Source organism: Halobaculum sp. CBA1158, assembly GCF_021431925.1.
GTDB lineage: Archaea > Halobacteriota > Halobacteria > Halobacteriales > Haloferacaceae > Halobaculum.
The window spans coordinates 39,032-60,789 of record NZ_CP090371.1 but is presented as its reverse complement, the minus strand read 5'-3'; the positions used below and the strand labels follow the sequence as shown (position 1 = coordinate 60,789).

Annotated in this window: 20 protein-coding genes and 1 tRNA gene; 2 read left to right on the top strand and 19 right to left on the bottom strand. The window is 73.2% G+C overall.

Going from position 1 to position 21,758, the window contains the following annotated elements; translation table 11 throughout:
• Window positions 1–12: 12 nt before the first annotated feature.
• The gene (gene cobN / locus Hbl1158_RS00270; RefSeq protein WP_234298091.1) at window positions 13–3,957 is read right to left on the bottom strand and encodes a cobaltochelatase subunit CobN; all 3,945 of its coding nucleotides are present in this window, start codon (window positions 3,955–3,957) and stop codon (window positions 13–15) included.
• A gap of 34 nt (window positions 3,958–3,991) precedes the next feature.
• On the opposite strand from cobN, the gene Hbl1158_RS00265 reads away from it, so the two are divergent.
• Entirely contained in the window at window positions 3,992–6,286 is a 2,295-nt protein-coding gene (locus Hbl1158_RS00265; protein WP_234298090.1) for an ATP-binding protein, read from the top strand.
• A gap of 31 nt (window positions 6,287–6,317) precedes the next feature.
• On the opposite strand, the gene Hbl1158_RS00260 is transcribed toward Hbl1158_RS00265, so the two are convergent.
• The 18 genes from Hbl1158_RS00260 to Hbl1158_RS00175 form a co-directional block, all read right to left on the bottom strand.
• Window positions 6,318–7,691 carry a PQQ-like beta-propeller repeat protein gene (locus Hbl1158_RS00260; RefSeq protein WP_234298089.1) on the bottom strand — a complete coding sequence of 458 codons (1,374 nt, stop codon included), beginning with the start codon at window positions 7,689–7,691 and terminating at the stop codon, window positions 6,318–6,320.
• Window positions 7,672–8,040 carry a DUF3209 family protein gene (locus Hbl1158_RS00255; protein WP_234298088.1) on the bottom strand — a complete coding sequence of 123 codons (369 nt, stop codon included), beginning with the start codon at window positions 8,038–8,040 and terminating at the stop codon, window positions 7,672–7,674. The genes Hbl1158_RS00260 and Hbl1158_RS00255 overlap by 20 nt, the downstream gene beginning before the upstream one ends.
• Window position 8,041: 1 nt before the next feature.
• On the bottom strand, window positions 8,042–9,271 hold the full coding sequence (locus Hbl1158_RS00250; protein WP_234298087.1) for a CbiX/SirB N-terminal domain-containing protein: 1,230 nt from the start codon (window positions 9,269–9,271) through the stop codon (window positions 8,042–8,044).
• Window positions 9,268–10,026, bottom strand: coding sequence for a cobalamin biosynthesis protein (locus Hbl1158_RS00245; protein WP_234298086.1), 759 nt, complete (start codon window positions 10,024–10,026; stop codon window positions 9,268–9,270). Before Hbl1158_RS00245 ends, Hbl1158_RS00250 begins: the two co-directional genes overlap by 4 nt.
• Window positions 10,023–10,301 carry a ferredoxin gene (locus tag Hbl1158_RS00240; RefSeq protein ID WP_234298085.1) on the bottom strand — a complete coding sequence of 93 codons (279 nt, stop codon included), beginning with the start codon at window positions 10,299–10,301 and terminating at the stop codon, window positions 10,023–10,025. Before Hbl1158_RS00240 ends, Hbl1158_RS00245 begins: the two co-directional genes overlap by 4 nt.
• A 1-nt stretch (window position 10,302) precedes the next feature.
• Complete coding sequence (gene cobJ / locus Hbl1158_RS00235) at window positions 10,303–11,340, bottom strand: precorrin-3B C(17)-methyltransferase (RefSeq protein ID WP_234298084.1); 1,038 nt, start codon at window positions 11,338–11,340, stop codon at window positions 10,303–10,305.
• A 26-nt stretch (window positions 11,341–11,366) separates the two neighbouring features.
• Window positions 11,367–12,227: an SAM-dependent methyltransferase gene (locus Hbl1158_RS00230; RefSeq protein ID WP_234299556.1), complete on the bottom strand. Its 861-nt coding sequence runs from the start codon at window positions 12,225–12,227 to the stop codon at window positions 11,367–11,369.
• A 62-nt stretch (window positions 12,228–12,289) separates the two neighbouring features.
• On the bottom strand, window positions 12,290–13,321 hold the full coding sequence (gene cbiG, locus Hbl1158_RS00225) for a cobalt-precorrin 5A hydrolase (protein WP_234298083.1): 1,032 nt from the start codon (window positions 13,319–13,321) through the stop codon (window positions 12,290–12,292).
• Between the two features lie 29 nt (window positions 13,322–13,350).
• A complete protein-coding gene (locus Hbl1158_RS00220; protein WP_234298082.1) occupies window positions 13,351–14,190 on the bottom strand; it encodes a cobalt-precorrin-4/precorrin-4 C(11)-methyltransferase in 840 nt (279 codons plus the stop codon).
• Window positions 14,187–14,930, bottom strand: a complete 744-nt coding sequence (locus tag Hbl1158_RS00215) for a cobalt-factor II C(20)-methyltransferase (protein ID WP_234298081.1) — start codon at window positions 14,928–14,930, stop codon at window positions 14,187–14,189. The genes Hbl1158_RS00220 and Hbl1158_RS00215 overlap by 4 nt, the downstream gene beginning before the upstream one ends.
• Window positions 14,927–15,574, bottom strand: a complete 648-nt coding sequence (gene cbiT, locus Hbl1158_RS00210; RefSeq protein WP_234299555.1) for a precorrin-6Y C5,15-methyltransferase (decarboxylating) subunit CbiT — start codon at window positions 15,572–15,574, stop codon at window positions 14,927–14,929. The genes Hbl1158_RS00215 and cbiT overlap by 4 nt, the downstream gene beginning before the upstream one ends.
• A gap of 140 nt (window positions 15,575–15,714) precedes the next feature.
• A complete protein-coding gene (locus Hbl1158_RS00205; protein ID WP_234298080.1) occupies window positions 15,715–16,074 on the bottom strand; it encodes a (2Fe-2S) ferredoxin domain-containing protein in 360 nt (119 codons plus the stop codon).
• Window positions 16,074–16,853 carry a CbtA family protein gene (locus Hbl1158_RS00200; RefSeq protein WP_234298079.1) on the bottom strand — a complete coding sequence of 260 codons (780 nt, stop codon included), beginning with the start codon at window positions 16,851–16,853 and terminating at the stop codon, window positions 16,074–16,076. Before Hbl1158_RS00200 ends, Hbl1158_RS00205 begins: the two co-directional genes overlap by 1 nt.
• A gap of 1 nt (window position 16,854) precedes the next feature.
• Entirely contained in the window at window positions 16,855–17,040 is a 186-nt protein-coding gene (locus tag Hbl1158_RS00195; RefSeq protein ID WP_234298078.1) for a CbtB domain-containing protein, read from the bottom strand.
• Between the two features lie 553 nt (window positions 17,041–17,593).
• A tRNA-Arg gene (locus tag Hbl1158_RS00190) sits at window positions 17,594–17,666 on the bottom strand.
• Between the two features lie 138 nt (window positions 17,667–17,804).
• Complete coding sequence (locus Hbl1158_RS17240; RefSeq protein WP_303647428.1) at window positions 17,805–18,386, bottom strand: 2Fe-2S iron-sulfur cluster-binding protein; 582 nt, start codon at window positions 18,384–18,386, stop codon at window positions 17,805–17,807.
• A 168-nt stretch (window positions 18,387–18,554) separates the two neighbouring features.
• Window positions 18,555–19,124 carry a hypothetical protein gene (locus Hbl1158_RS00180; protein WP_234298077.1) on the bottom strand — a complete coding sequence of 190 codons (570 nt, stop codon included), beginning with the start codon at window positions 19,122–19,124 and terminating at the stop codon, window positions 18,555–18,557.
• A gap of 72 nt (window positions 19,125–19,196) precedes the next feature.
• Window positions 19,197–20,126 (bottom strand): NADP-dependent phosphogluconate dehydrogenase, encoded by a 930-nt coding sequence (locus Hbl1158_RS00175; protein WP_234299553.1) that lies wholly within the window; start codon window positions 20,124–20,126, stop codon window positions 19,197–19,199.
• Between the two features lie 165 nt (window positions 20,127–20,291).
• On the opposite strand from Hbl1158_RS00175, the gene Hbl1158_RS00170 reads away from it, so the two are divergent.
• Window positions 20,292–21,395, top strand: coding sequence for an aminopeptidase (locus Hbl1158_RS00170; protein WP_234299552.1), 1,104 nt, complete (start codon window positions 20,292–20,294; stop codon window positions 21,393–21,395).
• The last annotated feature ends 363 nt before the right edge of the window (window positions 21,396–21,758 follow it).

Genomic DNA, 21,758 nt, shown 5'->3' with positions numbered 1-21,758 from the left:
GTGGCTCGGTTCTCAGTCGTCGCCCGCGGCGTCCGCGAGCGCGTCGGGGTCGCGCGTCTCGCGCTCCTCGATCGCGCCCTCGTTGCGGAGTTTCAGGTCGCGCAGGCGCTCCTCAGTCGCGTCCGCGGCGTCCCACAGCCCGCGGTCGATCGCCTCCAGCAGGGCGTCGGCGATGGAGTCGACCGCCCAGGGGTTCACCTCCTGCATCCACTCGCGGCGGTCGTCGTCGAGGGCGTACGCCTCGGCGACTGCCTCCCAGAGCGTGTCGCTGACGACGCCCGTGGTCGCGTCCCAGCCGAGGACGACGTCGACCGTCGTCGAGAGGTCGCCCGCGCCCTTGTAGCCGTGCTCCTCCATGGAGTCGAGCCAGCGCGGGTTCAGAACTCTGGAGCGCATCGTCTTCCTGACCTTCTCCTCGTTCGTGTACACCCGCACGTCGTCGGGGTCGGCCGAGTCGCCGACGTAGGAGGCGGGCTCCTCGCCGGCGTGCTCGGTGACGGCGGTGATGAACCCGCCGTGGAACGCGTACCAGTCCGAGGAGTCGAACTCGTCCTGCTCGTCGGTGTCCTCGATCTTCACGGTCGCCTCGACGCCCGAGAGCCGCCGGGCGAAGCTGTCGTGCGCCTCGCTGACGCTCCCGCGTTTCCCCATGGCGTAGCCGCCCCACTGGGTGTACACGTCCGCCAGGTCCGAGCGGTCGTCCCAGTTGCCCTCGTCGACGGCCTTGTTCGTGCCCGCGCCGTAGCCGCCGGGCTTCGTCGTGAACACGCGGTGGCGCGCGGCGGCCTCGGGGTCGTCGACGCCCTCGGCGGCGAGCTCCGCCGTCTCCTCCTCGACGTGCTTCTTCACGTAGTTCATCTCGTGGGGCTCGTCGAGGTCGACGACGGCGTCCACCGCGTCGTGGATCACCCCCGCGGCCGCGGGGAAGGCGTCCCGGAACAGCCCCGAGACGCGCGTCGTCACGTCGACCCGCGGGCGGTCGAGCTCCGAAAGCGGGATCGGCTCCACGTCCTCGACGCGGCCGGCGTCCGACCAGACCGGCTCGACGCCCATCAGCGCGAGCACCTGCGCGATGGTCTCCCCGCGGGTCCTGACCGTCGGGGTGCCCCACGCGACGACGCCGACCTCTTCGGGGTACTCTCCTTCGTCGTCCAGGTGGCGCTCCAGCATGCCCTCGGCGACCTCCCGGCCAACCTCCCAGGCGGCCCGAGCGGGCACCTTCCGCGGGTCCAGCGTGTAGAAGTTCCGGCCCGAGGGGAGCAGGTCGACGCCGCCGCGGGTGGGCGCGCCGCTGCCGCCCGGCGGGACGTACTCGCCGGCGAGCGCGTCGGCGACGTTCCCAACCTCCGCGCGGGCACCGCCGACGCGCGGGGCGGCCTCCTCGCAGACGTAGTGCAGGGCCTCACGGAGGTCGTCGTGCGCGCCTGACCGGGCGCGGGCGTCGCCGATCGTGTCGACGTCGACGACGAGGAGGTTCATGTTCACCTCGCTGTCGGCGTCGCCGTCCCGCTCGGAGTCGGGCACGTCGAAGCCGTGCTCGGCGAGCGTCCGAATCAGGTCACAGCTCACCTCGTGGACGCGGTCGGCGGCCGCGGCGTACGTCATCCCCAGGTCCTCGTCGTAGGCACCGGGCTCCTCGCGCACGCGGTCGTAGTCGACGCCGAGCACGCCCGCGACGGACTCGCGGAGGCTCGGCGCGCCCGGGTTCTCCAGCCGGGTGAGCGCGACGAGGTACTCCACGAGGCGGTCGCCCGCGGGCGGCTCCCCGAGCGTGTGCAGGCCCATCCGGATCTGGGTGGTCTTCACGTCCGTGAGGTACGCGTGGATCCGCTCGACGAGGTCGTCGACGGCGAGGTCGTCGCCCTCGACTTCACCGTCCGCGAGCGTCGTGCCGGCCTCCTCGGGGCCGCGCACGTCCACCCGTTCGTCGACGTCGCCGGCGACGCCGAGCTCGACCGCCAGATCGAGGTCGTCCACCTTCTCGCGGATCAGTCGCTCGATCCGGTCGCCGTCGTCGCCGCGGGCGGCGGTCGCGCCGGCCTCGCGGTACTGCTCGGCCAGCTCCTCCAGCTCCGCGAGGTCGTCGTAGGTGCCGGCGTTGGCCATCGGCGGCGTGAGGTGGTCGACGACGGCGGCGTACGACCGCCGCTTCGCCTGCGTCCCCTCGCCGGGGTTGTTGATGACGTACGGGTAGACGTTCGGCAGGTCGCCCACGAGCTGGTCGGGCGCGGACTCGCCGTCGAGGCCGACCGTCTTGCCCGGGAGCCACTCCAGCGAGCCGTGCGTCCCCATGTGGACGACCGCGTCGGCGTCGAACATCTCGCGGAGCCAGCCGTAGAAGGCGACGTAGTCGTGGGGCGGCTGGAGGTCGGAGTCGTGGTACACCTTCTCGGGGTCCATCCCGAACCCGCGCGGCGGCTGGACCGTCACGAGGACGTTCCCGAACTCGACGCCGGGGATCGCGAACGGCCGGTCCGGGGGCTCGCCCCACTCCTCGCGGACGTTCCCGCGGAAGTCGTCGTCCAGATCGTCGAACCACTCGCGGTAGGTGTCGGGCGCGACCGTGTCGACGGCGAGGTCGCGCACGTCCTCGGGGGCGACCCAGCGGTCGTCGAGGGTGAGCTGAGCCGTGAGCGCGTCGATGAGGGCCGCCCCGTCGGCCGGCGGCCCGTCGTCGACCGGTTCGTCGGTCGCGTCGCTCCCGGCGTCCCCCAGATCGTACCCGCGTTCGTCGAGTTCCGCGAGAAGGTTCGCCGTGCTCTCGGGCGTGTCGAGGCCGAAGGCCGTCGCGATGCCGTCGTCGCTGGGCGGGTAGTTGTGGAGGACGACCGCCACGTCGGCCTCGTCGTTCGGGAGGTGTCGCAGGCGCGCCCAGTTGACCGCCAGCGACGCGGCGTGCTCGACGCGGTTGTCGATGGGGAAGTGCTGTTTCGGCGCGGATCCGATCCCCGCCGCGTCGTCCGTGCGCTCCTTCCCCGAGACGGGGTGGGTGATGACGTTGCCGTCGAACTCCGGCAGCGCGACCGACAGCGCCAATTCGAATCCCATGACGCCGGTGTCGCTCGAGGCGTACCGCGAGCGCGAGCGCATCGTCGTCACCGTCTGGATCACCGGAACGCCCAGCCGGTCGAGGAACACCTCCTCGGCACCCGTGCCCTCGTCGTCGGCGTCGCGTCCGCGCTCGTCCATCGAGAGGGCGAACATGAACGACGACAGCATCGCGTCGACGACCGGGTCGCCGTCGGCGTCCAGCAGCCACTCGTCGGTGACGCGCTCGGCGTCCCAGCCGTTCTCGTCGCCCGCGGGGTTGCAGAACACCGGGAGGGCGTCGACGCCGCGAGCCTCCAGCGCGCGAACCTGCGCGTCGACGTAGCGGGTGTTCTCGTGGGTCCAGTGGGACTCGTAGAACCAGACGCCGACCGTCGGCGTCTCGGGGTCGAACGTCGAGACGAGTTCCTCGTAGTCAGCGCCCGGGTGGTCGGGGTGGTACACCCCTTCCGAGGGCAGCGCGACGGGGTCGTCGTACTCGTAGCCGCCCGGCGGGGCGTCGCCGGGGTCGCCGTAGGCGTCCGCGAGATACCGCAGGAGGTTGGCGGCGTTGGCCGCGCCCCCGCGTTCGAGGTACTCGCGGACCGTCCCGGCGGTCTCCGAGTCGGCGGTCGTGTCCTCGGCGGCGAACGCGTCGCCGGTCGAGTGCACCACGACCGGGATCCCGGCCTCGTCGAGGCGGTCGAGCGCCCGCTCGTAGCCGGGCATGCTGTCGACTCCGCCGTGGAGCCACAGGACGACCGCCGCGGCGTCGGCCGCCTCCAGGTCGTCGCAGAAGGCGTCCACGTCCGTGGGATCGCCCAGGTCGCTCTTCGAGCGCGCCACCAGCGACGCCGCCGTCTCGTCGACGGCCGTCGCCACCGCGCCGAGTTCGTTCTCCGTCGCCGTGTACAGTCCGATCGTCGTCATAAGGTTTGTAAAGACTCGTTGTGGTATCTCAACTGTGTTTGATGAAGGCCGTGCGAGCGGTCCGCCGACGCCCGACGCCGCCTTCGGCGACGTGGTCGGGCAGGCGGAGCTGAAGCGGGCGCTGGTCGCCGTCGGCGCGCACGACGGCCTCTCGGGGCTGCTGGTGCGCGGCGAGAAGGGGACCGGGAAGTCGACGCTGGCGCGCGCGCTGGCGGGGGCGCTCCCAGAGCGACGCGTCGTGGCCGACTGCCCGTTCGGCTGTCCGCCGGGCGAGCGCGCCCGGCAGTGTCCCGACTGCCGGCGACGTGCGAGCGTGCCCGTCGAGAGGCGACCCGCGCCGTTCGTCACGCTCCCGCTGGGGGCGACCCGCGAGGCGGTCGTCGGCTCGCTGTCGGTCGCGGACGCGCTCGACGGGGAGGCGTCGTTCGAGCCGGGGCTGCTCGCGCGGGCCAACCGCGGCGTCCTCTACGTCGACGAGGTGAACCTCCTCGACGACCACCTCGTCGACGTGCTGCTGGACGCCGCCGCCGCCGGCGTCAACGCCGTCGAGCGCGACGGCGTCTCCCGGAGCCACCCCGCCGATTTCACCCTGATCGGGACGATGAACCCCGAGGAGGGCGACCTCCGGCCGCAGCTTCGCGACCGGTTCGACCTCGCGGTCGAGGTGACCGGGCTCGCGGACACCGACGACCGCGTCGCCGTCGTGGACCGCGCGCTCGAGGGCGAGGCGGTCGCGGCCGGCGAAAATTCCTCCGCGGACCCCGCCCCGGCCAGCGGAACCGACGCCGCGCTCGGCGACCCCGCCGCGGCCGTCGCCGAGGCCCGCGACCTGCTTCCGTCGGTGACGCTGCCGGAGGCGTTCGTCCGCGACGTCGTCGAGACCTGCCGCGACGCCGGCGTCGACGGCCACCGCGGCGACATCGCGGCCGCGCGGTGCGCCCGGACGCTCGCGGCGCTTGCGGGGCGCACCCGCGTCGCCGAGGGCGACGTGCGGACGGCGCTGTCGTGGGCGCTCCCGCACCGCCTGCGGAGCGATCCCTTCGAGGACCCGCCGGACGCCGAGGAGCTGATCGACGACCGCCTCGGCGACGAGGACGGGCCCGACGGCGAGCCCGAGAACCGGGACGGGGGCGACGCGTCCGGCGACGCCGGCGACGCTCCCCCGGACGATCCGGGTGACGCCGGCGACTCGACCGGGTCCGGCGGGGACGACGGGACCGCCGGCGAGGACGCGCCCGGCGGTGCCGACCCCGACGGGGCCGGCCGGAGCGACGGGTCCGACGACGGCGCTGGATCCGGGCCCGATTCCGCCGACTCCTCGGAGCCAGCTGACCCCCCGCCCGGCGCGTCCGCGGGCGACGCGGCGACCCCGCCGGATCCCGTGGACGGGGGCGACGGACCGTCCGGCGGTCCCGGCTCGGCGGCCGACGCGACGGCGGACGGGGGCGAGGGGTCGGACGGGTCGGACGGCGATGGCGGGACCGATGCCGACGCCGACGGCTCCGGCGACGACGCGGAGGCGGCGACGCCGATCGTCCCCGGGGCGGCCCGGGCGGGCGTCGGCGAGGCGGCCGCGCCGGAGGTCGAGGCCCCCGAGACGGACCCCGCGGGCGGCTCCGGCGGCGGTCGCGGCGACGCCGCCGCGAGCGCGGACGGCCGCGGCGCGCGGGTGCGCACCGAGCGCGCGGACCCCGAGGCCGGCGACCCCGTCGACGCCGGCGCGTCCGTTCGGGCGGCCGCGCGTCGGGGGAGCGACCGCGTCGAGTCGCGCGACCTCCGGCGGTCGGTCCGCGCGGGCGACGCCGAGACGCTGGTGTGTTTCGTCGTCGACGCCTCCGCGTCGATGCGGGGGCCGATGCGCGCGGCGAAGGGCGTCGCCGTCGAGCTGTTGCGCGACTCCTACGAGCACCGCGACGCCGTCGCGCTCGTCGCCGTCGCCGGCGACAGCCCCGACGTGCTGCTCCCGCCGACGGACGACGTGGGCCGGGCGGCCCGACACCTCAAGGACCTCCCGACGGGCGACCGGACGCCGCTGTCGGCGGGGCTGGAGACGGCCGCCGAGGTGTGTCGCCGGGCGGACCCCGACGCCGCGCTGGCGGTCGTCGTCACCGACGGCGGCGCGAACGCGGCCGAGCGCCCCACCGCGGCGGTCCGGGACGCCGCCGGACCCCTCCGGGCGGCCGTCGACCGGACGCTCGTCGTCGACGCCGGCGAGGCCGACGGCGTCGTCCCGGCGCTGCTCGAGACGGCCGACGCCGAGCGCGTCCCGCTCGCGGCCCTCTCGGCCGAGCGCGTCGACCGCGCGGCCGACGAGGCGCGTCGGGACTGAGTCGCCGCCCCGCCGTTCGTTCGTCCGCACGCTACCGCCCCCAGCCGTGCAGGCGATACGCCCCGTGGCCGTCGGCGTCGCCGTCGTGGTACGCGACCGGCTCCTCGACGGCCGCGACCGCCTCGCCCCCGAGCGCGACGGCGGCGGCGACGCCCTCGGTCCGCCGGCGCTGTGCCCTTCCGTCCGCGAGGTCGATCAGTCGGACGCCGTGGACGGACGGGTCGCGCTCGCGGAAGTGCTGCGCCGTCGGGACCGCGAGCGCGTCCCCGTCGCTCGCGACGTGGTGCGCGAATCCCCCGACTGGAGCCCGCCAGCGCTCCGTTCCGTCGGGGTCGACCCCGACGGCGGTGTGTTCGGCGGGGTGGCGAGCGTCGGTCTCGCGCCCCTCGACCGGGAAGGTGTTCCCGAGGACGAACGCGACGACGCCGTCGCCGGCGACGACGTGGTTCGGGTAGGCGTACGCCCGCTCGGGCTCGCCACCGTCGGCCGGGTCGCACGTCGCCGTCGCACCCAGCTCGAGCGTCGCGGTCACCCCGCCGTCGCGGTCGAGGAGGTACCCGCGGCGGTCGGCGTGGCTCGCGACCGCGTAGCCGTCGGGGGTGAGCGCGACGTCGCCGACCGCGCGGCCCCGGTCGGCGGTGCCGGAGTCCGCGTCCCGACCCGCGGGAGTCGCGGCGTCGGAGCCGACCCCGACCCGCGGGTCCCACCGGAGCCGCTCGTCGCCGGCGGCGGCGTCGAGCACGACGAGGCCGGCGTCGTGGGCCGCCGGCTCGGGACAGCGGTTGTACGCGACCGCGAGTCGGTCGCCGTCCGTCGCCAGCGCGATCGGCGAGGCGCGGGCGGGGGAGCGCCACGCGACCGTCCCGTCCGGTTCGACGGCGTACACGACGCTCTCGAAGCGACGGGCGGAGTCGGTCTCCCCGTCGCCGTCGTCGCCGCCCGAACGGCGTTCGTACCGCCGGGCGGCCGCATACGCCCGGTCGCCGTCCGTCGCCAGCGCCGCGACGAACGGGTACCAGAAGCGGGTCTCCTTGGCCGGCGACCCCACGTCGGCCGCCGCCTCGACCCGCCAGCGCTCCGTGCCGTCGGCGTCGACGAGGCGGAGCAGGCCGCGCTCGCCGCGGGTGCCCGCGAGGACGCCGCCGTCGAACGGCGCGAGCGCGACGACCGGCTCCTCGCCGGCGACGCGCCAGCGCTCCGAGCCGAGACCGCCGTCGCCGTCGCGCTCGAACGCCCGGAGGTCGCCGCCGGCGGTGCCGACGACGACCAGTTCGGGGAGGAGCGCGACGGCAGAACGGCGGCCGCGCTGGCGCGACCCGCAGGGGTCGACCGCGTCGAGCGACCGCCTCGCGTGGCCCGAGAGCCCGTCGGCGGCGGCCGCCTCGCTACTCGACGGGGAAGGCATCGTGCAGGTCGTGGTGCGTTTCGCCGAGCCCGTCGAGCAGCCCCTCGCCGTGGTCGGCCAGGCGCGCGAGACTTCGCTCGGCGTCGCGGACGGCGACGAGGCGGCCGCGGACGTAGTCGGCCTCGGGGTCGGCGTCGTCGAGCGTCGCCACCTCCTCCTCGAGGTCGACGAGCGCGGCGTCGAGGTGCCGGCGGAGTTCGTCGAGCGATTCGGCGCTCGCGAGCCCCTCGATCGGCCCCTCGAGCTCGCCCTCCAGTTCCTTCTCGGCGTGCTCGCGGGCGGCGCGGTCGTCGGTGCCGAGGACGGTCATCAGGCCGAGTCGCAGCGCTTCGAGTTCGAGACAGCTCATGTTACTGTAGGGTGTCGTGGACGAGGTCGGAGACGATGCGCTCGCGGTCGAGATGCGAGGAGACGATGCGGTCGGCGTCGTCCTCCCCGACGCCGCCGTACCAGACGCCGTCGGGGTAGACGGCCACCATCGGGCCGTCGCCGCACTGGTCGAGACAGGAGGTCCGGGTGACCCGGGCGTCGCAGGCGTCGGAGTCGCGGACGGCCTGCCGGAGGCGCTCCAGCACCGCGGGCGACCCGGCCGCGGCGCACGTCTGGTTCGTGCAGACGGCGACGTGGTTGGCGGGGGCGTCGTGGGCGTGGGGATCGTCGTCCACGTCCTCGCGGTCGGCGTGGGCCGCGCTGTGATTCAGCGCGCGCAGCATCGCCCGCGCGCCCCCCTCGTCGGCCTCGTAGCCGTCGAGTTCCACCTTGTACTTGCAGGTGTCACAGGACATCTCGACGCTCCCGGTGCGGGCCTCCTGCCAGCGGTCCGAGAGCACGTCGAGCAGCCGCGGGTCCGTGCCCAGCGGCTCGCCCGGCGCGGCGGCGACGTACGGGTACTCGTCGTCGAACTCCGCGGCACCCTCCTTGATCCGACCGGTGAGGACGCCGTCGCCGAGCATGTACGGGAGGACGACCACGGCGTCCGGTCGCTCGCGGGCGACGGCGTGGAGCGTGTCGTCCAGCGTCGGCTCGGTCACGCCGATGAAGGTGGCGCGCACGTCGTCGAACGCCCGGCCCTCGTACAGCAGGCGGGCGAGCTTGTGCACGTCCGCGTTGGCGTCGGGGTCCGAGGAGCCCCGTGCACACAGCACGACTGCCACCTCGTCGTCCGCGCGATCGACGCCGAGCTCGCGCTCGACGGCCGCCGCGCGGTCGTCGAGCAGGTCGATCAGCGCCGGGTGGACGCCCAGATGCGAGCCGTTCGCGATCTCCAGATCCGGGTGCTCGCCGCGCGCGCGCTTCACCGCGAGCGGCACGTCGTTCTTCACGTGGCTCGCGGCGAACAGGGAGAGGTGGACGACCGAGACGCGAGAAACCGCGTTCGCGAGCCCCGCGATCGCCTCGTCGATGGCCGGCGACGCGAGTTCGAGGAACGCCGCGTCGACCGGGATGCCGAGTCGGGACTCCAGATCCGCGGCGAGCTCCCGGACCTGCTCGTTCGACTTCTCGCGACGGGAGCCGTGGCCGACGAGCAGCACCGCCTCGTCCGACAGCGACGAGGGCGTGGGAGCGGTCTCGCTGCTCACGGCTCCCCTCCGTCGGCGTCGGTTCCGTCCCCGCGGACGCGCTCGATGCTCCGTCGGGTCTTGCGCCTGCGCTGCGGGGCGAACAGCCCCGATTCCGTACTTCCCTCGTACAGCCACTCCCCGAGCGCGGGGCCGGCGTCGTCGGCGACGCCGAACCAGTAGCCGCCCGAGGAGGACTCGTTCAGGTCGCCGTACGACGCGTCGACCGGGGCGGCGTCGAGGTGGGCGCGGACGGTCGCGAGCAGCGCCTCGTCGTCGTGGACGACCGAGATCCCCACCGCGTTCGCGTCCGACTTGTAGCAGACGGTGCCACAGCCCTCGACGAGCCCGCGGAGGAGCTGTCGGCGGTGGTCGTCGAGCGCCGAGAACCGGTAGCCGCCGGACTCGTCGCCGTCTGCGGGGAGGCCGAACGCCGCGGCCGCACGCCGGGCCGCGGGCGTCTGCGCCGCGACGACGAACTCGTCGCTCGTGCGGGTCACGTCGGTGTTGTGGGCGTACTCCCGCTCGGTCACCTCGCGGGCGCGGTCCACGTCGCGCTCGCCGAACAGGGCGGCGACGCGCTCGGCGGCCTCGGCGTCGCCGACGCGGACGCTCACCTCGTCGCCCGCGATCGAGCCGTCGGCGGCGACGCGGCCCCACAGGTACGCGGCCTCCGGCGTCGCCGCGAGGAGGTCCTCGGGGGCGTCCGGGAGGGGTGCGTCGTCGACCGCCTCGACGGACTCGCCGTCGGCGGCGGGGTCGGCCGCGTCGCTCACGGCTCGGCCCCCGCCTCGGCGGCCTCGACGGCCTCGACGGTGATCGCGTCCAGCGGGCACGCCGCGGCCGCCTGCCGCGCGTCGTCGATCCGGTCGTCGGCGAACGTGGCGGCCACGCTCGCGTCCGTCCGCTCGACCGCCTCGGCGTCGGCGGCGTCGATCCCCGCGAGGCCGTCGTCGTCCTCGACGAACCGGGGGTCGCGGACGAGACACGCGAACACGCCGTCGCAGGCGTCGCGGTCGACCGTCACCGTGTAGCTGGTTGGCTCGGTCATCTCAGTAGTCGTACTTGGTCTCGTAGCCGCGCGGGGTGACCATCCGGTCGTCCCACACGTACGTCTCCTCGTTGCCGACGACGACCGTCGTCGTCATGTCCACGAGGTCCGTCTCGCCGTACGACTCCAGTTCGCCCAGCGTCGTGATCTCAATCTCCTCGTCCTCGCGGCCCGCGCCGTGGACGATGCCGACGGGGGTGTCGTCGGCCCGGTGCTCGCGGAGGATCTCGCAGGCCGTCTCCCAGTTCTCGCGGCGCTTGCGGCTCCAGGGGTTGTAGATGGAGATCGTGAACCCCTCGCCGGCGACGGCGTGGAGGCGGGACTCGATCTCGTCCATCGGTGTGAGGTGGTCCGACAGCGAGACCGACACCGAGTCGTTGACGAGGGGCGCGCCCAGCCGCGCGCCGCACGACTGGGCCGCCGGCACGCCGGGGACGACCTCGAAGTCGACCATCGAGGCGGTCGCGCCCTTCGACTCCAGGATCTCGAGTGCGAGCCCGGCGAGCGCGTACACGTTCGGGTCGCCCGAGCCGACGATCGCCACGTCGTGGCCGGCCAGCGCCCGGTCGATCGCCTCCTCCGTCCGGGAGACCTCCCCACACATCGGCGTGTCGTACAGCTCGTCGGCCTGCTCGGTGATCTCGTCGGGGATGAGGTCGATGTATGTCGTGTAGCCGACGATGTGCTCGGCGTCCGCCAGCGAGGACTTCGCCCGCGCGGTCATCCCGTCGGCGTGGCCGGGACCGAGCCCGACGGCGACGAGCCGTCCGGGGTCGGCCTCGAAGTCGTCGACGGTGGCCTCGACCTTCTCGTCGGTCGCCGACGAGGAGCCGCCGCAGGAGGACGACCCCGAGGCGTCCGAGGACCCCGACGACGCGCCGCAGGCCGACCCGGGGGCCGCGTCGCCCGACCCGCCGGTGTCGGTCGCCGTCCCGCCGTCGGTCGTCGCGCCGCAGGCGCTCGTCCCCGTCTCGGCCCCGGTGGTCTCCATGCTGTTCGCCTCGTCGGTCGAACCGCCGCAGGTGGTGTCGTCGCTCATGGTGTGTGATGTGGTGTCGTGGTGTCTCAGAAGTCCTCCACGTCGCGCCCGCCGCGGGGCGTGACGAGGTAGTCGCGGTAGTCGTTCTCCCAGACCTCGGTCTCGTGGGTGCCGACGAGGATGGACGTGCCCATCCCGCCGACCTCCTCGTCGTGCTCGGTCGCCTCCCCGAGCGTCGTCAGGGTGTACGTCTCGCCGTCGACGTTGCGGCCGGCGTCGCCGCGGCCGGCGTCGTTGACGATGGCGACGGGCACGTCGTCGTGGCGGGCCTCGCGGATCGCCTCGATCGCGCGCTCGTAGTCGCGCCAGCAGTTGTACAGGACGATCACGAAATCGGCCGTCGCCGCCGCGTGGAGCTTCTCCTCGATCTCGTCCCAGCCGCGCCACTTGTCGGACAGCGAGACCGTACAGAAGTCGTTCGACAGCGGCGCGCCCAGCGTCGCCGCGAGGCTCAACCCCGCGGTGACGCCGGGGACGATCTCGATCGGCACGTCCGTCGCCTCCTCCGCCTCGGCCATCGTGAACAGCAGGTCCGACTTCCCGTACACGTTCGGGTCGCCGCCGGAGACGTGCGCCACGTCCTCGCCGTCGCGGACGCGCTCGAACGCCTCCCGTGCCAGTTCGACCTGCTTGCCCATCGACGAGCGGACCAGCTCTTGATCGATTCCCTCCTGCTCCTCCTCCGGCGGCAGGGTGCCGTCGTCCCGGAGGAACGCCTGATACAGGTTCGAGGCGATCACGCAGTCGGCCCCCTCGATCACCCGGCGCGCGCGGTCGGTCATCTCCCCGGGCAGGCCCGGGCCGATCCCGACGACGTATAGCGTGCCGTAGCCGTCGGGGGCCTCCCCGTCCGGGTCGCCGCCGGCGGCCGCGCGCGAGGCGGACAGGAGCGGCCGGCCCGGCGAGTGGCCGCCTCCCGCGGCCGCGTCGCCGTCGCCCGCGTCGCCGCTCATCGCCCCACCGCCACGGTGACGCTGTCCTCGTGGCCGATCTTCTCGACCACGAGTTCGTGCTCGCGGCCCCCGGCGATGGCCGAGGCCTCGGAGATGCCCGGCCAGCCGATCAGCTCCTTCGAGCGCGACGGCGTCGGCCCCTCGAACTCCTCCAGCGTCTCCTTCTCGAAGCTCACGACCCCGAGGTCGCGGTTCTCGGCCGCCTCCAGCAATCCCGGCTCCTCCTCTTTGCGGGTGCCCGTGGCGACGAACTCCACGTCGGCCCAGTCGGCGTCGGCCTCCGCGAGGGCGCGCTCCCAGGCGGCCTCGAACTGCTCGGCGGTCGCGCCCGAGACCGAACCGGTCCCGAGGACGACGCCGTCCTCGGGGTCGCTGTTGCGCTTGAGGACGGTCACGTCGTCGCCGACGAGGACCGCCCGCGGGCCGTCGAGGCGCGCGACGGGACCGAGTTCGTCGTCCAGCACCGCGAGGTTCGTCGCGACCGTCGAGTCGCCGTTGACGACGTGGGCGTCCAGCGCCTTCGCGCGCTCCTCGACGCCCTGCTTGCCCGCGGCCTCGCTGGCGGTCGTCATCGCGGGGACCGCCCCCAGCGACGCGAGGTCGTCGGCGACCTGGTTCGCGCCGTGGTGACCGCCGGTCAGGGGGATGGCCCACGTCAGCTCCTCGTCGACGACGACGACCGCGGGGTCCTCCCACTTGTCGTCGAGCAGGGGGGCGGTCTTGCGCATCGCGATACCGCTGGCCATCAGCCCGCAGAACACGTCGTACTCGCCCCAGTGCTCGGCGAACACGTCGCCGTGGTACTCCAGCAGGTCGATGCGCTCGTAGCGGTCGGCGAGCCCGTTCCTGATCTCCTCTGCGGTCTCGCGCTTGCGCTCGAAGGTGACGATGCCGAGCGTCTCGGCGACCTCGCCGTCGGAGTCGGGGGTGGAACAGTGTCCGCCGCCCGAGTCCGAGGAATCGGAGCCCGCGTCCGACCCCGTCGCGTCGCCGGTCGATGCGTTCGTCGTGTCGTCGTCCGTGCTCATGTCGTGGTCCTCGCTGTCGATCGTCGGTATCAATCGTCGCTCTCGGCCGTCTCAGCGTCCGTCTCTCCGCCGTCGCCCCCGCGGTTCGCCCAGTCGCCGTACAGGTACGAGCGCTCGTAGCCGCCGCCGGTGACGGCCTCGCCGATCACCACGAGCGCGGAGGCGCGGTAGCCCGCCTCCTCGACCGCGTCGGCGACGTCGGCGACCGTCCCGCGGATCACGTCCTCGTCGGGCCAGGAGGCGTGATAGACGACCGCGACGGGCGTGTCGGGGTCGACGCCGTCGTCCAGCAGACGCTCCATCGTCTCGCGGACGGCGTGGGTCCCGAGGTAGATGCAGACGGTCACGTCGCCCATGCGGACGAACTCGGAGATGTGGTCCTCCTCGGGGTCGAGCGTCTTCCCCTGCGGGCGGGTGAACGCGACGTGGTTCGCCACCTCGTTGAGCGTGAGCTGGGTGCCCAGCGTCGCGCTCGCGGCGAACGCCGAGGTGACGCCGGAGACGAAGTAGGTGGGGACCCCCTCCGACTCCAGCGCGTCCATCTGCTCGAGCGCAGCGCCGTAGACGGAGGGGTCGCCCGAGTGGAGTCGGACGACCGTCCGCCCGTCCTCGTGGGCGTCCCGCATCAGCGGGATCAGCTCCTCGAGGTCCTTCCCGACGGAGTTCACCTGTTCGGCGTGGTCGCAGAAGGCGTCGAGCAGTTCGCTGTTCACCAGCGACCCGGCGTGGACGACCAGGTCGGCGTCGGCGAGCAGCGCCCGGCCCCGCACCGTGAGCAGCCCCGGGTCGCCCGGGCCCGCGCCGACGAACGGGACGCCCTCGCGGTCGTCCAGCACCTCCGTCGACGGCTCGGGGAGGTCGCCGGTCATCGGTCGGTCCCCCCGTCGTTGACGGCGGTGCCGCCGTCGGTCGCCGTGGCGTCGCCGTCGGCGAACGCCGCCGTCGCCGGCTCCGCCCCGGCGTCCGGTCGGCGGGCGTACGCCAGCGTGTAGTAGTCGCGGTCGGCGACCTCCGCGGGGTCGTCGGTGACGAGCGTCTCGCCCTGCTCCATGAACAGGCGGCGGCCGTACGTCACCTCGTAGCCCGCCTCGACGAGCCCCTCGTGGGTCGCCGGCGCGTCGGTCACCTTGAACAGGATCATGCGGTCGGGACCCGTCGGCGACGTCCCCGCGTCCGCCTCGCGGAGGGCCAGCCCCGCGCCGGCCTCGACCTCGACGCCCAGCGCGGTCGCGAACGCCGTCATCGCCGAGACGCCCGGCACCGTCTCCACCGCCACGTCCGGGTGGAACGCGTCGAGGGTCCGCCGGAGGTGGCCGAACGTCGAGTAGACGTTCGGATCGCCCAGCGTGACGAACGCCGCGTCGCCGTCGCGGGCGACGGGGGCGACCTCCGCGGCCGCCGCCCGCCACGCCCGGCGGAGCTCCTCGGGGTCGCGCGTCATCGGGAACTCGAGATCGCCCAGCCGCGACTCCGGGACGTGGTCGACGGCGACCGAGCGCGAGAGCCGCCCGGGCGTGTAGACGGTGTCGACGGACCGCAGCACCTCGCGGCCCCGCACCGTGATCAGGTCCGACCGTCCGGGCCCGAGCCCGACGCCGTACAGCGTCACGCGTCCACCCCGGCTCGGTCGGCGTCCGACCGTTTCGCGTCGTCGCTCGCCTCGGACCCGTCGTCGACGGCCTCGGACTCACCGCCCCCGTCGCGGTCGTCGTCGACGACGCCCCCGGTGAGCACGTACACGGGGTTCTCCGCGTCGAAGCTCGTCGCGCCGGCGAGTTCGTACCCGTAGCTGGCCTGCAGTTGGATCACCTCGTCGAGGATGTCGCGCTCGCGGAACGCCTCGACCGCGCGGCCGGCGACCTCCAGCCGCGAGACGTTCATCACGACCCGCCGGACCCCGGTCTCGACGGCGTGGTCGAGCACCGCCTCGAAGTTGCGGGAGCCGCCGAGAAACAGCGCGTCCGCGTCGGCCGGCAGCCCCTCGGGCGCTTCCGCGGCGACCAGGTCGACGCGGTCGGCGGTCGGATCGATCCCGTTGGCCGCGAGGTTCCGTTCGGTCACCTCGAGCCGTTCGGGCTTGCGCTCCAGCGCGGTGACGCGACCGGCCCGCCGGGCCGCCAGGACGGTCACCGCACCGGTGCACGACCCCACCTCGACGAAGTGATCCGCCTCGGTGAGACCGAGTTTCGAGACTGTCACCGCCCGTACTTCGGGCTTCGTCGGCCCCGCCTTCGCGTCGTGCGGGAGGTCCATCTGCGATGTCCGAGGCATCACCTATCGCGAACGAGCGACGCAATATAACAATTTGGATTGTTCTAAGACAATTTAAATTGCGTTAGGGCGGACGGTCCGGCGGCTACTCGGGGGCGACCAACCGCCGACGGCGGGATCACCTACCGCGACTCGACCACCTCCGGCGACGGGCCGACGCGCAGGTCGGAGGCCTCGGAGCCGAACACGTCCGCGAGCAGTTCGGGGACGTCCCCGGGCGTCACGTCGGAGAACCACCGCCCTCGGGGGTGGACCGCGACGGCGGTCCCCTCCGCGCTACACAGCCCGAGACAGCTCGTCTCGGCGACGTGGACCCGCGACCAGAACACGCCGCGGTCGCGCAGCCACGTCCGGACCGCCTCGAGCACCGCCTCGCCGTGGGCGTCCGCGCAGGCGGCGTACTCGGAATCGCGGGCGTTCGTGCACACGAGCACGTGGTCGGTGAAGCCGTTCTCGTACACGTCGTCGGTACGGTCGCGCATCAGTCGCCCCCCACCCCGGGGTCGGGCCGCGGCGTCGCGGTCGGTCCCGCCTCCGGCCCGTCGCTCCGGTGGAGGCGGGCGTGTACCCCCGCAAGCAGCAGCCAGACGAGCAGCTGTCCGAAGACGGCGAGCCCCGTGACGCCGGCGGCCAGCGGCTCCGCGAGCGCGCTCCGCGTCGCGTTCGACGGGAGCGCGGCCGCCACCGCCGGCAGCGCCGCCAGCGGCACCAGCCCGGCCGCGGCGGCGACCGCGCGACCCCGGCGGTCGCGGAGGCGGTCGTACAGCGCCATGCCGCCGACCGTCGCCAGCGCGCCCGCGAGCAGCATCGCCGCGTAGACGAACAGCCGCGTCCGCACGCCGAGGGCGTGGGTCGTCCCCGGCGGCGACGGCGGCAGCGCGAGCCACGGCGCGCCCGAGACGGTGACGAACCCGGCGGCGGCGAACGCGTAGCTCCGCAGCGCCGGCCCGCCCGGCACCAGCGGCTCGAGGAGGTAGAAGGCCGCACCGAACCCGACGACGCCCAACAGCACCCCCCAGAGGACGCCCGAGGCGACGCTCACGGCGTCGGTGACGGGGAGCCGGCCGCCGCCGGCGGCCGTCTCGCCCGCGTGGTGGTCGTCTGTGTGGGACGCGCCCCCGGCCTGTCCGTCGTGTGTCCCGTGCGCCCGGTCCTCGGCGAAGGCGATCACGGGATTCGCCACGAGCGCCAACAGCAGTCCGAAGACGGCACCCGCGACGACTCCGGCCTTGACTCCTCGGACCAGGTACGCGACGAGCATCTCAATGGCAGACGATCCCGGCGGCGTGGCGGAAGTTGTGCATCGCCTCGTGCGCCGCCGGTTCCTGCAGGAACAGCATCGCGAACCCCAACGCCGCGACGGTCAGCGCCGCCGTCGCCGCCTGCGCGGCCGTCAGATTCGTCCGAGCCAGTTCCCATCGGTCGTGTACCGTGTCGGCTGTTGTCATCGTCAACTCAGATTGTCCAAGCACAACCTGGTTTGTAAAACTTTTCGAGCGTCGGGCGGCGCGGGCGCGTCCGTGGCGGAGCCCCGATCCCTCCCCGGATTCGACGGTCGTCGCCCACGCTCGTCGCTGACTCGACGTCGGACCGAGAGACACAGCGGGGCCAGGCGGTGGCCCCGTGGAGCGATGCGGCCGGGAGGCGGACGCGATCGGTGGCAGGCGACGGCCGGCGTACGGGACGGTCGTACCCTCCGGCGTTCCGATCGAAAATGAGACCGCGTTCCGGTCGTACACCCGGACCGGTATCCCCTTCGCCCGTCCGCCGCGTCGCGTGCCGGACCGCTCACGGGTCGCTTCGCTCCCCGTTCACGGTCGAGGTCTCACTTCGTTCGACCTTGCACCGGGCGACGAGGGATCTGAACCACCTGAACGTCGCTCGCTGCCGCTCGCTCGGTCCGTCGTTCAAATCCCTCTTGCAGAAGCGACACACGCGGCACGGTTCCTCACGACACTCACCACGTTCGTGCCGTTCGTCACGGGGTGCCGCGAGAGATAGCGGGCGACGAGGGATTTGAACCCCCGACCTCTTGGTCCGGAACCAAGCGTTCTGTCCGCTGAACTAGCCGCCCTCACAGCCTCGTATCGCGGCCCGGCGAATAAGCCTTCGGAACCGTCACAGCCGACCGTCGGTCCGTGGAGAAGCCGTCGCTCGCCGACATCCGAACGTCACCGCGCCGCCGGAGAAGGGTGCCGCGTCGCGACCGACCTCAGGGCGCTTCGCCGGTCTCGATCGTGAAGTCCGCGCGGGGGTACGCGACGCAGGTGAGCGTGTACCCCTCGTCGAGTTCGGCGTCGTCGAGCATCTGCTGGTTGTCGTGTTCGACGTAGTCCTCGGCGTTGCCGCCGGACGTGATCTGTCCGGCACACGAGACGCACTGCCCCTGCCGGCAGGCGTAGGGCAGGTCCCAGCCGTGTTCCTCGCCCTGGTCGAGCACGGTCTCGTCGTTCGCGAGTTCGATCGTCTCGCCCTCCTTGGCGAACTCGACCTCGAAGTACTCGATCTCGTCCTCCGGGATGTCGCCGGGACCGGCGTCGTCCTCGACGGCCTCGCCCTCCGCCAGTTCGCCCTCCTCCCCGGCCGCGACCGCGCCGGCGGGGGCGCTCCCGCCGCCGATCGCGCGGCTCCCCGGTTCGGGGAAGTCCGTCTCGGGTACGGTGGAGGCGCGGTGCTCGATCACCTCCTCTGAGATGTCCGCGGTGGCCTCCCAGCCGGTGCCGCGGGCGAAGTGCAGGGCGACGAAGACCAACACGAGGCCCGCGCCGAACCCGACTGCCACGGGGTCTACCATATGCTCGCGCTATGGAGCGGGGGGTAACAAGGGTTGTGATCGTTCGCCGTCGTCGGGGCGGTGGAGTCGCCGACGGCGAACGTGTTCGGCCCGAGACCGGCCACGGAAGCTCGCGGCCGTGTTCGGCCCGGAGCCGGGCGAGAACCGTCACGGCCGTGCCGATCCCGATCAGTTCACGGAGGCGTTCGCCCACGCCCGGTCGGCGGCCGGGTCGGTCGCGCCGGGACACCGTCCGTCGAGGGGGCTGGTGTACGATCCCGAACAGCCGGCGTACGCGCCGTTCTCCATCCACTGGATCCGCGTGCCGTGCGCGTCGGGGATCAGTCCCTCGGGGCTCCCGCCGTCGGGCGTCACCGTGATTCGATACACGACCCCGGTGTCGCAGGTGACGTTCGTCGAGCCCTCGTGGCGCGACTCGACGTGAACGCGGAAGGTGCTGAGGTCCGTTCCCGCAGGCGACGTGCGTTCGGTCCACGCCGAGAGGTTCGCGTCGGTGTCGGCGGTCTCGATGAACGTGACGCGCGAGTAGTTGCCGGCGTCGAAGGAGCTGCTGGCGTACGTCGCCACGTCCTCGGCGCAGCCGGAATCGAGGCGTTCGAACTCGGTGACGCGCAGTTCTTCGGGACCCGTGTGATCGGAGAAACCGGGGAGCGCGTTCACCGAGGGACCGACCACCGCACCGACCGCGAGCGCGAGGAGGGCGACGGCGACCAGCCGCCGTGTGGATTCGGAGACCATGCGCGGCCGTTGTCGCGGCTCCGTGAAGTCCGTGGCGGACCGCCGCGGACCGGGGAACGGGAAGCGGGTACGCTACTCCCCGGTCCGGGGGACCTCGTGGCGACCGAAGCCGTACCGGAGCCGACTCGCGAGCCGGCGACCGAACCGCTCCTCGCGGGAGTCGAAGCGCTCGGCCAGCGCCTGGTAGATGAGAGGCACGGGCACCTCCTGTTCGAGCGCCTCCTGCACGGTCCACGTGCCGGTCGATCCGCCCTCGATGCGGTCGGCCACGTCGCCCAGATCGTTGCCCTCCTCGCGGAACGCCTCCTCACAGAGTTCGAGCAGCCACGAGCGGATGACCGCGCCGTTGTTCCACGTGCGCGCGACGGCCTCCAGGTCCAGGTCGTAGCGACCGCGATGGAGCAGCTCGAAGCCCTCGCCGTAGGCCTGCATCAGGGCGTACTCCACGCCGTTGTGAATCATCTTCACGTAGTGCCCGGAGCCGGCCGGCCCCATGCGGTCGTGGCCGGCGGGACCTGTGGCGACGGCGTCGAACACCGGCGTCATGCTCTCGTAGGCCCACTCGGGGCCGCCGACCATCAGCGAGAAGCCCAGCTCCGCCCCGGCGGGGCCGCCGGAGGTGCCGCAGTCGAGGTAGGCGGCGTCGGTCGCCGCCGCCCGGCGGGTAGAGTCCTCGAAGTGGGAGTTGCCGCCGTCGACGACCACGTCGTCGCCGTCGAGGTGCGGTTCCAGTTCGTCGAGCGTGGCGTCAACCGGGTCGCCGGCGGGCACCATCAGCCAGATGCGGGCACCGTCGTCGTCGCCCTCGCCATCTCCCCCTTCGTCGCCAGCCAGTCGGTCGTACAGGTCCGCGACGGAGTCGGCCGGCTCCGCGCCCGCCTCCGCGGCCGCCGCGGTCGCCTCCGCGTCGAGGTCGAACGCGACCACGTCGTGTCCCGCCGCCAGGACCCTGTCGACGACGATGGCACCCATCCGTCCGAGCCCGATAACGCCGATCTCCATGCTCATACCGGCGCGTCGGCGAGGTGCGGCGTAGGCGTTGCGATGTGCGCGGGCGTCGCGACCGACAGCGCCGCCGACGGCCTCCCGTTCGAGGGCGTCGGCGAGCGGGTCGATCGGACGCCCGAAAGCGTCGCACTTACGCGCCCGCCCGCCGCAGTCGCCGGCATGGACGACCGAGTGCGCGAGCACGCAGAGGTACTCGTCGACTGGAGCGCCCGCGTCGAGGCGGGCGATCAGGTCGTGATGGACGTCGCCGAGGGGGCCCACGACCTGGCGGTCGCGGTGGCCGCGGAGGTGGGGAAGCGCGACGCGACGCTGCTGACGACGTACGGGTCCAGCGAGGTCGGCCGGGCGTTCCTCCGCGCCGGCGACGACGGCCGCGAGTTCGCCCACAGCGAGCCGGAACTGGCGATGCTTGAGGCGGCTGACGTGTACCTCCGCATCGGCGGCGGTCGCAACACCACGGCGCTGGCGGACGTCGACGGCGACCGCCGGCAGCGCTCCCGCAAAGCGACCACGGCGACGCGCGAGGCGCGGATGGACACCGACTGGGTCTCGACGGTACATCCGACCAGGTCCCTCGCCCAGCAGGCCGGCATGGCCTACGAGGAGTATCGGGACTTCGTGTACGACGCCGTTCTCCGCGACTGGGAGGCGCTGGCCGACGAGATGGCGAACATGAAGGAGGTCCTCGACGCCGGCAGCGAAGTTCGGATCGAGACGGAACGGACGGACCTCACGATGTCCATCGAGGATCGGACGGCGGTCAACTCCGCGGCGTCGGTCGCGTACGACTCCCACAACCTCCCCTCGGGCGAGGTGTTCACCGCGCCGCACGCGACCGACGGCGAGGTGTTCTTCGACGTGCCGATGACCATCGACGCCCGGCGCGTGCAGGACGTCTCGCTCACCTTCGAGGACGGCGAGGTCGTCGACTTCGCCGCCGAGCAGGGCGAGGAGGCGATCGCGGACGTGCTCGACACCGACGAGGGCGCGCGCCGACTCGGCGAACTCGGGATCGGGATGAACCGCGGCATCGACCGCTTCACCGACTCGATCCTCTTCGACGAGAAGATGGGCGATACGATCCACCTGGCGCTGGGGCGCGCGTACGACGCCTGCCTCCCAGAGGGCGAGTCGGGCAACGACTCGGCGGTCCACGTCGACATGATCACGGACGTGTCCGAGGACTCGCGGATGCTGGTCGACGGCGACGTGGTGCAGCGGAATGGAACGTTCCGGTGGGAGGAGGGGTTCGAGGCGGAGTAGTTCGACCCGTCGTTGCGTCGTTCGGTACTGGGTCCGTCGTCGGCACCGACACGAGCGGTTCGAAAGCACCCGTTCGCACGGCGTGCACGACCCACCGAGACCGGCGCGCGGCCGACCGCGCCGTGTGCGCGGTCGCCGCGCGCGAGGGGCGAACGAGGAGCGAACGAAGTGAGCGACGAGTGAGTCGGCTGGGGTGGGCGAGGCCCGCGGTGCGGTCGCGGTGGGCGGGAACGAAACGGGCCGTTCGCGGCGACGGCCGTGAACTCGGGATGGGTTGCCCTCCCGAGGACGCGCTCGTGAGGCGGGAGGAAACAAGCATCGTAGCGGAGCGAGCGAGGCGAACGAACCGCGTCCGCGACGGAG

What these genes read in the sequence shown, in the direction of transcription:
- cobN (WP_234298091.1), bottom strand. Translation starts at nt 3,957, where the DNA reads ATGACGACGATCGGACTGTACACGGCGACGGAGAACGAACTCGGCGCG.
- Hbl1158_RS00260 (WP_234298089.1), bottom strand. Translation starts at nt 7,691, where the DNA reads ATGCCTTCCCCGTCGAGTAGCGAGGCGGCCGCCGCCGACGGGCTCTCG.
- Hbl1158_RS00255 (WP_234298088.1), bottom strand. Translation starts at nt 8,040, where the DNA reads ATGAGCTGTCTCGAACTCGAAGCGCTGCGACTCGGCCTGATGACCGTC.
- Hbl1158_RS00240 (WP_234298085.1), bottom strand. Translation starts at nt 10,301, where the DNA reads ATGACCGAGCCAACCAGCTACACGGTGACGGTCGACCGCGACGCCTGC.
- cobJ (WP_234298084.1), bottom strand. Translation starts at nt 11,340, where the DNA reads ATGAGCGACGACACCACCTGCGGCGGTTCGACCGACGAGGCGAACAGC.
- cbiG (WP_234298083.1), bottom strand. Translation starts at nt 13,321, where the DNA reads ATGAGCACGGACGACGACACGACGAACGCATCGACCGGCGACGCGACG.
- Hbl1158_RS00220 (WP_234298082.1), bottom strand. Translation starts at nt 14,190, where the DNA reads ATGACCGGCGACCTCCCCGAGCCGTCGACGGAGGTGCTGGACGACCGC.
- cbiT (WP_234299555.1), bottom strand. Translation starts at nt 15,574, where the DNA reads ATGGACCTCCCGCACGACGCGAAGGCGGGGCCGACGAAGCCCGAAGTA.
- Hbl1158_RS00205 (WP_234298080.1), bottom strand. Translation starts at nt 16,074, where the DNA reads ATGCGCGACCGTACCGACGACGTGTACGAGAACGGCTTCACCGACCAC.
- Hbl1158_RS00200 (WP_234298079.1), bottom strand. Translation starts at nt 16,853, where the DNA reads ATGCTCGTCGCGTACCTGGTCCGAGGAGTCAAGGCCGGAGTCGTCGCG.
- Hbl1158_RS00195 (WP_234298078.1), bottom strand. Translation starts at nt 17,040, where the DNA reads ATGACAACAGCCGACACGGTACACGACCGATGGGAACTGGCTCGGACG.
- Hbl1158_RS17240 (WP_303647428.1), bottom strand. Translation starts at nt 18,386, where the DNA reads ATGGTAGACCCCGTGGCAGTCGGGTTCGGCGCGGGCCTCGTGTTGGTC.
- Hbl1158_RS00180 (WP_234298077.1), bottom strand. Translation starts at nt 19,124, where the DNA reads ATGGTCTCCGAATCCACACGGCGGCTGGTCGCCGTCGCCCTCCTCGCG.
- Hbl1158_RS00175 (WP_234299553.1), bottom strand. Translation starts at nt 20,126, where the DNA reads ATGGAGATCGGCGTTATCGGGCTCGGACGGATGGGTGCCATCGTCGTC.
- Hbl1158_RS00170 (WP_234299552.1), top strand. Translation starts at nt 20,292, where the DNA reads ATGGACGACCGAGTGCGCGAGCACGCAGAGGTACTCGTCGACTGGAGC.